The organism is Vibrio quintilis, assembly GCF_024529975.1.
GTDB lineage: Bacteria > Pseudomonadota > Gammaproteobacteria > Enterobacterales > Vibrionaceae > Vibrio > Vibrio quintilis.
Window position 1 is genome coordinate 833,481 of record NZ_AP024898.1, and the last position, 12,741, is coordinate 846,221.

At 42.0% G+C, this 12,741-nt stretch carries 11 protein-coding genes; 2 read left to right on the top strand and 9 right to left on the bottom strand.

Annotated features, from left to right (window positions below; genetic code table 11):
- The first annotated feature begins 282 nt into the window (after window positions 1-282).
- A complete protein-coding gene (locus OC443_RS22305) occupies window positions 283-534 on the top strand; it encodes a hypothetical protein (RefSeq protein WP_073579405.1) in 252 nt (83 codons plus the stop codon).
- A gap of 670 nt (window positions 535-1,204) precedes the next feature.
- Here OC443_RS22305 and OC443_RS22310 read toward each other — a convergent pair.
- The 8 genes from OC443_RS22310 to OC443_RS22345 all read right to left on the bottom strand — a co-directional run bounded on the left by OC443_RS22310 (window position 1,205) and on the right by OC443_RS22345 (window position 9,543).
- Window positions 1,205-2,356, bottom strand: a complete 1,152-nt coding sequence (locus OC443_RS22310) for a conjugal transfer protein TraF (protein ID WP_073579428.1) — start codon at window positions 2,354-2,356, stop codon at window positions 1,205-1,207.
- 61 nt (window positions 2,357-2,417) lie between these two features.
- Window positions 2,418-3,305 (bottom strand): DUF2861 family protein, encoded by an 888-nt coding sequence (locus OC443_RS22315; RefSeq protein ID WP_073579406.1) that lies wholly within the window; start codon window positions 3,303-3,305, stop codon window positions 2,418-2,420.
- 3 nt (window positions 3,306-3,308) lie between these two features.
- Window positions 3,309-3,965: a response regulator transcription factor VxrB gene (vxrB, locus tag OC443_RS22320; protein ID WP_073579407.1), complete on the bottom strand. Its 657-nt coding sequence runs from the start codon at window positions 3,963-3,965 to the stop codon at window positions 3,309-3,311.
- On the bottom strand, window positions 3,940-5,385 hold the full coding sequence (gene vxrA / locus OC443_RS22325; protein ID WP_073579408.1) for a sensor histidine kinase VxrA: 1,446 nt from the start codon (window positions 5,383-5,385) through the stop codon (window positions 3,940-3,942). The genes vxrB and vxrA overlap by 26 nt, the downstream gene beginning before the upstream one ends.
- A 168-nt stretch (window positions 5,386-5,553) precedes the next feature.
- Window positions 5,554-6,930 (bottom strand): Re/Si-specific NAD(P)(+) transhydrogenase subunit beta, encoded by a 1,377-nt coding sequence (pntB, locus tag OC443_RS22330; RefSeq protein WP_073579409.1) that lies wholly within the window; start codon window positions 6,928-6,930, stop codon window positions 5,554-5,556.
- A gap of 11 nt (window positions 6,931-6,941) precedes the next feature.
- Window positions 6,942-8,477 (bottom strand): Re/Si-specific NAD(P)(+) transhydrogenase subunit alpha, encoded by a 1,536-nt coding sequence (gene pntA / locus OC443_RS22335; protein ID WP_073579410.1) that lies wholly within the window; start codon window positions 8,475-8,477, stop codon window positions 6,942-6,944.
- Window positions 8,478-8,883: 406 nt separating this feature from the next.
- The gene (locus OC443_RS22340; protein ID WP_073579411.1) at window positions 8,884-9,162 is read right to left on the bottom strand and encodes an HlyU family transcriptional regulator; all 279 of its coding nucleotides are present in this window, start codon (window positions 9,160-9,162) and stop codon (window positions 8,884-8,886) included.
- Entirely contained in the window at window positions 9,163-9,543 is a 381-nt protein-coding gene (locus tag OC443_RS22345; protein WP_073579412.1) for a late competence development ComFB family protein, read from the bottom strand.
- Between the two features lie 505 nt (window positions 9,544-10,048).
- Between OC443_RS22345 and OC443_RS22350 the strand changes: the two genes are divergently transcribed.
- On the top strand, window positions 10,049-11,299 hold the full coding sequence (locus OC443_RS22350; RefSeq protein WP_073579413.1) for a GGDEF domain-containing protein: 1,251 nt from the start codon (window positions 10,049-10,051) through the stop codon (window positions 11,297-11,299).
- 259 nt (window positions 11,300-11,558) lie between these two features.
- Here OC443_RS22350 and OC443_RS22355 read toward each other — a convergent pair whose 3' ends face one another.
- Window positions 11,559-12,599: an IS481 family transposase gene (locus OC443_RS22355; protein WP_073584295.1), complete on the bottom strand. Its 1,041-nt coding sequence runs from the start codon at window positions 12,597-12,599 to the stop codon at window positions 11,559-11,561.
- Window positions 12,600-12,741: the final 142 nt, after the last annotated feature.

Below are 12,741 nucleotides of genomic sequence, written 5' to 3' on the forward strand. Positions count from 1 at the left end.
CAAATAGCATGAATTTGTACAATATCTATTATTAGCTTATAAATACCTTACCGCTATCAGACGAATAAACTTTTATTGATGATATTGGTAATATATTAAGTCATCTAACTTATAATAATACAAAACTATATATAGTGATACTTCTCTGTATGTATATTAAATCATTAAATCGTCTTATGATTAAATATTTCAAGAACATAAACATAAAGAGAACTTATACATTCTTATTCTGATGTAAGGACAATTAATTTATTCAGTAATCCAAGATAAGGAAGTTTTCATATGTCCCGTATCGAAACACTTAAAAATAATTACTTACCTGTCATTAGTGCGCAGATTCAATGCATTAATGAATTATCTTCAGAAGTCAGACAAGAGAAACTGTCGCTGGTCCACAACGAAAGTGACTATTGTATAGAAAAAATCAATTCAGATGTACCTGCATCTGACCATACAACGATCCTGTTCCAGGGAAAAGGCAGAGCATGTCACGTGTTTCTTAACGGGTATCTTGCTTCGTTTATGACAAAGTAATCAGATTTTATGACTTCAACGACAAAATGTTGAAGCTAATCGTCTTCATTCGTTAAACCATATTGTTCCCTTCACTCTCCTGCAGTATTAGTTGTAAGTCGTGGCCAGAGCTATCATTATTGCAATAGGTTTTTAAACCTTCACGCAGCTGATCCGTTTGGCTGTATATTGTGATTAATTTTCGTTCACACCACATGCATCCTCTTCATTTAAAATTCTTTGCCCTAAATCATCGGCATTAGACACTGTACCAATAACTCATCGCCTCTATGCCATAAGCCATTAATCTGAAATTGTGACATCATCACAGAAAAGAAGAATCCTCCACACATAGATCCTGCCTTGATCCGACTTGATTCACGATGAATGAAAGCCAATTTTCATTGATAATGAAAAGAATATATCACTGTTATAACCTATTGATTTAAAACAATAATAGCAACAGCCCTATCAGGATAGCATTAAGGATCAACTTATTTTTTAATTAAAAATAACAAGTGGGAATCTAGCCTGTTATGAAAGCAAGTATTTACTTTGTCAGATGAATCAAACTGTGGAATAAAGGCGGGAAATAATGCACATCATCAGAGATGATGCTTAGTAGGAAAAAGAAAAGGCTCCCATCACCAATGAGAGCCTCAAATCTGTTTTCATAAGTCTGTAGTAATACTTAATAGGATGCCAGGAAGTTAATATAAGCACCCATTGCATTTGAGTTGGTGTAGCTCCCTGCTACATCAACTTCAAGCCCCAAAATTGCAACACCAGCACCTGCCGTAAAAGTATTTTCGGAATCACTATAGGCAAGATTTTTCTTGTACCCTGCCCTGAGTTTCATCTGGCGCAAATCAATTTCACCACCAATACGAAGCATCTGGGTATTGTCATCAAAACCGGTATAGTGTTCTTCTTCATTCAAATCTAAATCAGCACTGACTGATAAATAATCACCAATCACCCCAACTCCGACTGTATATTGCGGACCTAATTTATAGGCGTATTGAAGGTCGCTTTTACCGGCAATATTTGAAGCAACTCTCGCGGTTTGAATATCCTTAGATATAAGGTTCGTCGCTGCAAACCCAATTCTGAGTGGCCCATAAAACCAAAGCGCACCAAAATCTAAGTTGATAGCAGTATCACCTTTGCCATTTTTATCTGCATCAGTGATATCATAATTCTCCAAGCTCGCTTCATACACATAAGTGTTAATATATTGAAGCTTTGGTGAAATACCAAAAGAGACATGCTGCCCCATAAACGTCTGATACTTAGCCAGTGAGAGCCCTACTTCAGTGACAGCAACTGTCACAATATCAACCGTGCTTCGCTGTGCGTTCTGCAGTACAGTTGCGCCACTGGTTTCGATTGCGGGGGCCGCGTAAACTTCTGCATAAGTTTTACCAAATAAATTCATCGACATGTATTTATTTGGAATACCAAATGCCACAGCACCACCGATGTTTGCATTAATTTCTGTTCCCTGCAAATCATCAAGATGATTCTGCAATTCAGGGGCAACGCTCGCATCTCCTCCGGATAATCTATCGATTAACCCACCAATATCATCAAGCGTACCGGCAATGTCATCAGGATCATCGTAAGTAAAACCAATACTTGGCAGAATCATGCCTGCATCATCATTTCTGCGGTAAATGGCAACAATTGCGGGATTATAAAACGGGGCCGTCAGGTAGTTGGCTGAAACAACGCCTGTACCTCCCATCGCATCACCCCTGGCCTCTACTGCATGTGAAGCTGCAAAACTGCCAGATGAAAGAACTAACAGTGAAGGAACCAAATATCTTAATTTTATCTTCATAATCAATCTAAAATGAAATGGACGCTTAGTCTTGTAACGGTACATTGTTATATATCTTGAGCTATTCCTCTAGAGAAATATTATAATTTTTACTAATTACTTGAGATTGCTCTATAGTTATTGGCCCTTGCCAACGCTGGTGATTCATTGAGACAGCCAGAATATATCGATCAGGTGGCAGTATCTTTTCAGGTAAATGAGTCGGATAACTGGATTCGTAAGTCTTTCGCCACACTTCCGAATACTTCCCTCCCCGGAAGTTATACATAGAGACTCTCATTTTTGGCAGCGGACAATATGGGTTGGGAATTGCTGTTTTAGTGACACCCCACTGATCTTTCGAAGTCCAGTGAATTTTGTGATAAGTCTTCGGATGTTCAAGAATCACCCATGTGCTCCATGATTCTCCCGTCTGCCTGGAGATAATTAAGCGGTACAACCCCATATCCAGGCGGTTATTCAGATTATAGCGCTTCACATAAGCCAGAGATTTCTTATCTGTGACATTGTCACTATTCAGTTCAGAGAATGACGTATCCAGAGAAATTGAATGATCAAGCCATTTGGTCAGTGAAATATCTTTTATTTGTGACGATGTAACTAATTCAATCAGCAACTGATAAGCATCTCTTCCCGGACTTTGTATTTCAATTCGCCGGACCGCAAGCGACTGAATCCAATCAGGAAATGCAGTCTGAACCAGACTTTTACCACAATCAACGTCCAAAGATTGCAGCAGCAAATCATTCAGATGATTACTTAAATCAGAACTATGCTGGCTCTGCCAGACCTCTACCATGGAATCAAACATCCTGGATAAATGATTATCCAGTAAATGTTCATGTGCTTTCGTCAAGGGTGTACTCTGCTCAAACCATTCGGCATGTGCAAAGCTCCCGGTCATGAGCAAGGCCAGGCTCTGAATAACAGTGATGAGAAGTTTCCGCATAAATCAGGCTTTCATCTTATACCCGACACCACGTAATGTTTCTATTTCTAATCCGGGTAATTTCTGCCGGAGTTGTAATACGTGCGTATCTACTGTTCGGGTCGTCGGAAAGTGATTGTATCCCCAAACATGATCCAGCAATTCATCCCGGGTAAAGACACGTCCCAGATTACTGGCTAAGAATAACAATAAATCAAATTCTGTTCGTGTCAGCGTGATAAATTCACCTTTGTAATTCACTTCACGGGTTGCTTTATCGATAATAAGATCAGTTGTCGCAACTTTTGAGTCATCATTTTGCCCGTCCGGAGTCCGCAACTGGGCCCGGATTCTGGCAAACAGCTCAGCTTCAGCAAAAGGTTTCGTCAGATAATCATTTGCGCCGGAGTCTAATCCTGCCACTTTATCTTTCACTGTAACGAGTGCAGTTAGCAGAATCACCGGAATATCTTTCAGTTTTTTCCAGTCTTCCAGATGCTCAACGGAATCACCATCCGGCAGCTGTCTGTCCAGAATGACTAAATCGGCCTGTTCCCAGGATGGTTTTACTTCTGCGATTGTTTCTGCATGTAAGCAGTTATACCCGGCTTGCTCCAGACTCACCAGCAACCCATCAGCTAAGTTTTTATCATCTTCAACTAGAAGTAACGTTTGTTTCACAAGGTATCTCCAAAATAAATGTTGTCGGGGGACCTGCCAGAGACATTTTGCCTCCCATTCTCCCGACCATAGATTCAACTATTGTTAAGCCAAGCCCTAAGCCACTTTTACTGACAAAAGGTTTGCGCAACTGGCGCCAGTGCTTTTGCGTCAATTGACCTTGATCGATTACCTTAAATGTAACCATATGACCTGAAGTAATGACGTCCAGTTTGACCGGTGCAATGCCATACTTCATTGCATTCCGGAGTAAATTATCAATACAGGTTCCCAACCAGTAGACATTCAGCTTTGCAGCAATATCCTGGTTGATCGAAAAAAATATTTCTGAATTAAATTCATCTTCAATTTTGAACTCCAGCCATTCTTTTACTGAAGGTATCCAGTCAACTGCTAGCGGTTTGGAATCCGACTGCAGATAATCTTTACTGGCTTCGGCCAGTTGCCGTAACCGGCGGGAATCTTCACATAAACGCCTGAATTCATCGTAAACAGATTCAGGAAGCTGCTCAAACTCGCGGCGAAACCCTTCAACAGTCAATGATAAGCTGGCAATTGGCGTCCGGAGTTCATGGGTCAGAATCTGCAGAACCAGCATCCGGCTTTTCAGCTCATGACGCTTACTATTCCACCGATAGATAAACCATCCAATCACCATAAGGACATTAGCAACAACCAGTCCAACCAGCACAAAGCGTAAAAACTCAGATTGATCTTCTTTTTTCCAGCACAGGTTTCCCCGTCGTACAAAGCAGGTCGAGTCAGAATTCGCGTAGGTAAAGGTCAGGCCGGCAGATGTGGCATTCTCTTTCCATATATACCCGGGGAATACATAATACTTATCCCCTTTTCTCAGCCAGAGCTCATTCTGTTCAGTGAACATTGAGTCTCCGGAGATTAAAGACGTGACAGAGTCACGTTCCATCCGCTGCAAACGCCCCAGTAAGGTTTGCGGTGAAGCCTGTGGACGCTCCTGAATATGCATAAAAACTTTAAGTTCATTAAAAGATTCAGGGTGTTTCTTCACATACCGGGCGGCATAAGTTCCGCCACCAGGATGAATTAAAGAACTGCGGGCAAACCATCGAAAAGGTAACTTCGCACCATTACACATGGCTCTGATAAACACGAGCGGTTCTGTAACCAACGGACTCAGCGGAAAATTCCCGGTACAGTTCTCAGCCAGAAAATGGAGCTGTTGAATATCTTTCAACGGATATAAAGAGGTCTGAGGCAACATAGAGTCCGGTGTTAACAGTTTTGTTGCATACTCTGATTCAATTTCCCGCAGATCATAAGACACTTCTGCATTTCCATATTTAAATAAAGAAATGAAATGGTTAATTCTTGTTGGCAGTGAATCAGCATGTGCATTAGCACTCACAAGGAAGACGAACAACATAAACTGTTTTAATATCATTATTCTGTAGGGCTTTATGTTTGCATTTAAGTTCTATGACTAAGTTAACATTATGACAAAAATGTCTTTGTGCATGTTATGCCGGTGTCAATAATGGAACCCATCACTAAAAAGCCAGCAATTTATAACTGCTGGCTTTGAGTTGATAGTTGCTTATGAATCAGTGATTCATAGGAATTTCGCGATTGAATCTACGCTATCTTTTGCATCTCCAAACAGCATCTGGGTATTTTCTTTGAAGAACAATGGATTTTGTACGCCCGCATAACCAGTATTCATTGAGCGCTTAAATACAATCACATGTTTGGCGTGCCACACTTCAAGTACCGGCATGCCCGCTATCGGACTGTTTGGATCTTCAAGTGCTGCCGGGTTCACTGTATCGTTGGCGCCAATCACAAGTACGGTATCGGTTTCAGTAAAGTCCTCATTAATTTCATCCATTTCAAGGACAATCTCATAAGGTACTTTTGCTTCAGCCAGAAGGACATTCATATGACCAGGCAACCGGCCAGCAACCGGATGGATACCAAACCGAACCTCCACGCCCATAGCCCGAAGCTTTTCAGTGATCTCATTCACCGGATATTGTGCTTGCGCAACAGCCATTCCATATCCCGGAGTAATGATGACTGACTTTGAATTCTTCAGTAAGTCAGCAACATCCTCAGCAAATGTTTCGCGATACTCTCCTTGCTCGTCCCCATCTGAAATCACGATTTCCTGCCCAAAACCGCCGGCAATTACACTGATAAAAGAGCGGTTCATTGCCTTACACATAATATATGAAAGAATCGCACCTGAAGAACCGACTAACGCACCCGTCACGATCAACAAGTCATTTGCCAGCATAAAACCAGCTGCGGCTGCCGCCCAACCTGAATAAGAGTTCAGCATAGACACCACAACCGGCATATCTGCACCACCAATCGACGCAACCAGATGATAACCGAATACAAAAGCAATCAAAGTCATGATCAGCAGAGCGAAGGCACTGCCATCAACCTGAACGAAATAAATCAGTAATAACGCAGAAATCACCACTGCCGCAAGGTTCCACTTGTGTTTATGCGGAATGTTCAGCGGAGACGATGAAATGACGCCGCGAAGCTTACCAAAAGCAACGATTGAACCGGTGAAAGTCACCGCACCGATAAAGACACCCAGGAAGATTTCGACCAGATGAATCACATGCTCAGCATGCGTTGCAACTTCCGGCGAATCAAGATAGCTATTGAATCCGACCAATACTGCAGCCATCCCCACAAAGCTATGAAGAATCGCAACCAGCTCAGGCATTTGGGTCATTTCTACTTTCTTCGCATAGTAGATACCAATGCTGGCACCGATCGCCATCGCAACAATAATCCAGCCGAGGCCGGAAGTGTCCGGGGCAAAAATGGTGGCAATCAGGGCAATCGTCATCCCGGCGATACCGTAATAATTCCCTGATTTCGCAGTCTCCTGTTTCGATAAACCAGCCAGACTCATAATAAAGAATAAAGCAGCAACAATGTACGCTGCCTGTACTAATCCTGCAGACATTCTGTCACTCCTTAACTTTTACGGAACATTTCAAGCATACGCTTGGTCACAGTGAAACCACCAAAAATATTAATGCTGGCAATCAGCACAGCAATAAAAGAAAGAAAACTCACGAAACCATGGCCCTGACCGATCTGAAGTAATGCACCGGTAATAATGATTCCGGAAATCGCATTCGTCACTGACATCAGCGGGGTATGCAGCGCATGAGTCACATTCCATACCACGTAATAACCCACAACACAGGCAAGGACAAAAACAGTAAAGTGGCTCAGAAAAGCTGCCGGAGCGACAGAAGCGATCCAGGCAAAAACACCGACACCAACAGCAACGCCGATAATTTTCTTCGTAGCTGAAACCGGTTTCTCTTCTTGCGGAACTTTAGGCTGCACAGGTTCAGTTTTTGCATGAGGCTGGGCTGAAACCTGAATTGGTGGCGCCGGCCATGTCACTTCACCTTCTTTGATCACCGTGACACCGCGCTGAACAACATCTTCAAAATCAATATTGATTAGGCCATCTTTCTCTTTACACAATAACTTCAACAAATTAACCAAATTTGTTGCATATAATTGAGAAGACTGCGTTGGCAGGCGGCCAACCATGTCGGTATAACCGATAATTTTGACCCCGTTATCAGTTGTAACCACTTTATCTGCGATTGTATATTCGCAATTACCACCATTTGCGGCAGCCAAATCAACGATGACACTACCGGGTTTCATACTGTCGACCATTTCTTTGGTGATCAGCTTTGGTGCGGGCTTCCCGGGAATTAACGCCGTTGTAATCACGATATCGACATCTTTTGCCTGTTCTGCATAAAGTTCAGCCGCTTTCTGATTAAAATCATCGGACATCTCTTTCGCATAACCGTCGCCAGATCCTGAGGTTTCCTGAAAATCAAGTTCAAGAAAATCAGCCCCCATTGACTGAACCTGCTCTTTCACTTCAGGACGAACATCAAATGCGCGAACAATTGCACCAAGACTTCCGGCAGCACCAATCGCAGCCAGACCCGCGACGCCAGCACCAGCAACAAACACTTTTGCGGGCGGAACCTTACCGGCTGCGGTAATTTGTCCGGTAAAGAAGCGGCCAAATTCGTGAGCGGCTTCAACCACCGCACGGTATCCGGCAATATTAGCCATAGAAGAAAGCGCATCCAGTGCCTGAGCCCGGGAAATTCTTGGCACAGAATCCATCGCCAGGACATTAATTTTTTTCACTGATAAGGCTTCCAGCAACTCAGGGTTCTGCGCCGGCCAGATAAAACTGATAAGCGTTGTTCCCTCTTTAATGAGTTCAATTTCTTCTGGCGTTGGGGCATTCACCTTAAGAATAATATCAGCATCCCAAATATCATTTGACGATACAATTGCTGCTCCGGCCTGTTGAAAAGCTTCGTCATCAAAGCTTGCCTTTTCACCAGCATGAGATTCAACCACGACATCAAAGCCTAGTTTTAATAACTGCTTCACCGAACCCGGTGAAGCTGCAACCCGCGTCTCTCCCGGGAGTCGCTCAGTAGGTACACCAATCTGCATATGTTTATTCCTTTACTATTTGCAATTCTTATATTCTTTTTTAATCTAAGAGGTTATTTAACACCAATCAATTTGTAATAACACTCCGACAACATTATTACATATAGCGCATGGTTATAATCCATCTCAGTCAACAATTCTTCATATCAATCTCTAAATAAGCAACGATATCCACAACAATGCATAAGATTGATTAGATTTTTATTTCAACCGGAATTATTTTGCAATAGTGTTTGTTAATAGCAGAAGGTGTTTTTGCTAACAGAGAGTTTTTTGATAACAGAGAGCTTTTTGATAATAGAAAGCTTTGTTGCAATATCCATCAGGACTAACATCATCAGCATAAAAAAACCACAAGCCCGACACTTGTGGTTTGCAAACAGTCTTTTCATTGATCACAAATCATTTATTGAAAGATTTTTTCTCCCATTTGATCAATCAACATCTTTGCTTTGGCGACCATCAGTTCGTCTGCATCACCACGGTTAATTAACACATCCGAACGGATAAAACGATGCTCACGGGTGTCTCCCTCTTTTTCCAGCAAAATACGTCCGGCAATTCTGTATTGTCCATTTTCAGCAATTGCTTCCGGATAAATTGAGAAACCTTTATACTCTACAGATTCAACAGCAACCGCAACGTCCTCTGTCTTCTTTCCAAACAGCCGAGATAAAAAACCCACTTATTTTTTCTCCTCATGATGGCCTCTGATTGGCCGCTCATACCATTCAAGTTCCAGTGCATCATTATAATGGGCACTTGAAATCACAACGGGAATCTCTCCCGTTTTATCACGATTTTTACGCCGATCATTTTGGATCATCCGCTCAGCAGCTTCAACTGCATCTTTTGCATATGTTTTTAACTGCACCAGACGGCTTTCAGAAATTGCAGATAAAAAGTCAACATCATAGCGAATGTAAACAGGCCTGATTTGACTCAGGGATAAACATGCCAGATCGGCCAGTTGTTCATGATCATAATGACTGGTGTAATATTCGGACGCTAAACACTGACCAACCAACGTTTCCATGTAGTTATGAACTTCAACATTAATTTGCATGATGTCAATCCTCATTCATTACGGGCTTGCTGATACAGCGCATCAATGAAACCAAAAGTCTTTTCACATTTAAGACAAGCATAGTTCATTTAAAACAACATGAGATACGTAACATATCAATTGTTGATCAGCCTCAGATGCCACAGCATATCTACCCGGAGCACGGGTCTCTCAATAGATACAAGGAAACCTTTAATGATAAAAAAATTGTTTTTCAAGTCTGATTAGCCGCAGAATCTTTTCTGCAACAGCTTTATACCCAAGCAACCTGAAGATGCAGGATTCAGGTTGTTTGGGTATATAACATTCCTGTGGCATTGTCAGTAGAATATAAACAGAGAAAAATCAGCTATAGTTATTTTGAACACTTTATGCATACGAGGTAATAGGATGAATTCATCGTAGGAAAAATTCATTGAACATGTTGATTTACTTAACCTTCCAAACATACTAGGATATGTCTGTTTTCAGCCTTTATTTCATTTTTTGACGAAACAATCATCATATGTCTCCGATGCAAATCAATTCCCCATGGTTTCGCCTCATTACTCCGGTTGTGGTGGTTCTCGCTGTATGGGTTGGTATTGAGAAAAGATTTTTACTACTGCCGTTCCATGACTCAGTTCTGGTGAACCTGCCTTACGTGCTGTTTGCGGTTTCCGTAATCATTGCACAAATATTTAAGCAGAGCCGGATGGGTATGCTCGCGGTTTCGCAGCTGCTTTGTTACGCTATCATTCAGTTTCGCCTGCAGGTTCCTCTTTCAATCGGATCGGCAAAGCTGGAATTATCGCTATTAAGCTTTCTGTTTCCGGTCACATGCATGCTGAATTACGCATTTCGTAATGCCGCGGTTCTGACCAAAAATTTCCTCTTGTATATTCTGATTCTGGTGTTGTTTTTTGCGTGGGCAGTGCTGATTATCAATCACACATCGCAAGGTGGATTTGATGATATTTCGTCAGGTCTGCTGGCGTCAGTGCCACAATTTTCCAGACTTCCTTTTGTGATTGTTCTGTATCTGTTCGCCATTACAGGGATCACCGCGATATTACTACTGAATAAGAATAAAGCATTAGATGCGATTACCTACACGTCGATTCTGTTGAATGCCAATATTTTTATCTTTTTCCATGTCCCTTCTATTTCAACCTTGCTTGCGTCAGTTTCCGGCGTATTTCTGATTCTGTATCTCATCTCTGCGGGTCAGGAAATGGCATTTAATGATCGTTTGACCAGTCTTCCGGCACGAAGAGCACTTGAATTTGACATGAGACATTTAGGCCGCCATTTTGCAATCGCGATGCTGGATGTCGATCACTTTAAAAAGTTCAATGACACTTATGGTCACGATACCGGTGATGATGTATTAAAACTTGTCGCAAGTCGTATGCTTCATGTAAAAGGCCGGGCAAAAGCCTATCGTTATGGTGGTGAAGAATTTACGATTATTTTTAAAGGCAAGGATGCAGAAGAAGCCTATAAGTATCTTGATATCCTGCGTCAGGATATTCAGGATTACAAAATGAGTATCCGCGATTCGTCAGGCCGACCTGAAAATAGTAAACAGGGCTTATTAAAACGCCGGAACAGTGATAAAAAGCCGAAACCGGATAAAACCGTTAACGTCACGATCAGCATCGGGGTTAGTGACAGCAACTCAAGCAAAGTACCTGATGAAATCCTGAAACTGGCTGATCAAGCGTTGTATAAAGCGAAAAAGGCCGGACGGAACAGAGTCAAAATTGTTAAGTAACCTCATTCTCCGGGATAAGGTGTCATCATCAGGCATTTCACTGTTACACATTTCTGCAATACTCTGGTTATAAAAACTGTTGATGTCCTGTGTGGCATCAACAGCGGAACAGCATTTAAAATGCCAGCCTCCATGAATAATCACACAACAAATAATTGTTACCTGAAAGGAATATTTCAATGATATGAAATTAATCTTTTAACTGTACTAGCTCAGACCTGATCTGACAGTTACCCATTTTTTCGGTGCTTTCGTCAGATTAGATTTGAGCTAAATTCTTTTCTGCCCAAATCTTTTTTCCATCCAATAATGTCTCTATCGGTGTCCGCCCACAGCAGACTTTTCCCTGATGAGTTCGAACATTGTTGTAATAATCCAGCCATTCGTCCAGATCTTTTTGCAACTCTTCTAATGAACTGTAGAGCTTTTTCCTGAACGTGACCTGATAAAATTCATTGAGAATCGTTTTGTGGAAACGCTCGCAGATACCGTTTGTCTGAGGATGTCTGGCTTTTGTTTTTGTATGGTCGATATCATTGATAGCCAGATACAGCTGATAATCGTGCTGCTCCACTTTGCCACAGTACTCTGTGCCTCTGTCCGTCAAAATCCTCAGCAGCGGAAGCTGATGGGCTTCAAAGAACGGTAAGACACGATCGTTGAGTAAATCAGCCGATGTGATCGGTGTTTTTGTGGTATAAAGTTTTGCGAAAGCCACTTTGCTGTGAGTATCGACAAAGGTCTGCTGGTAAATCCGGCCAACACCCTTGAGATTACCGACGTAGAATGTGTCCTGTGACCCCAGGTAGCCGGGATGATGCGTCTCGATTTCACCACACACTTCATCATCCTGTTTCTTTTTCTCCAGCGCTGCAACCTGCTCTTCACTTAAAATGATTCCTTCACTGGCGACTTTGGCTTCTAAAGCGGCCAACCGTTTTTTGAAATTCTCCAGATTATTCCGTAGCCAGATCGACCGGACACCACTGCCGGAAACAAAGATTCCTTTCTTACGGAGTTCATTGCTGGTACGCGCCTGACCATGAGCTGGAAATTCGATGGCGTAACTGACGACAGCCTTTTCTGTAGATTCATCAACCCGGTTCTTAATATTGGGTGCTCTGCGGGACTGATTCACTAAGGAATCAATTCCGCCTTGCTCGACAAGCTCCTGATAGCGATAGAACGTGTCCCTGGATACGCCCATAATCTTACATGCCTTGGAAACATTGCCTAATTCTTCCGCCAGATTTAATAAACCCGCTTTGTGTTTGATAATGGGATTGTTAGTATGAAGCATGAGAGTTACCTCTTTTTTGTTTGATTAAAGATTCAGCACCTTTATCAAAACGGGTAACTCTCAACTTTTCAAGAAGATGTGTCAGATTAGGTTGTGACTAATTCATTTTAACAGTTGATTTTATATTATCCTTTTCATCCCT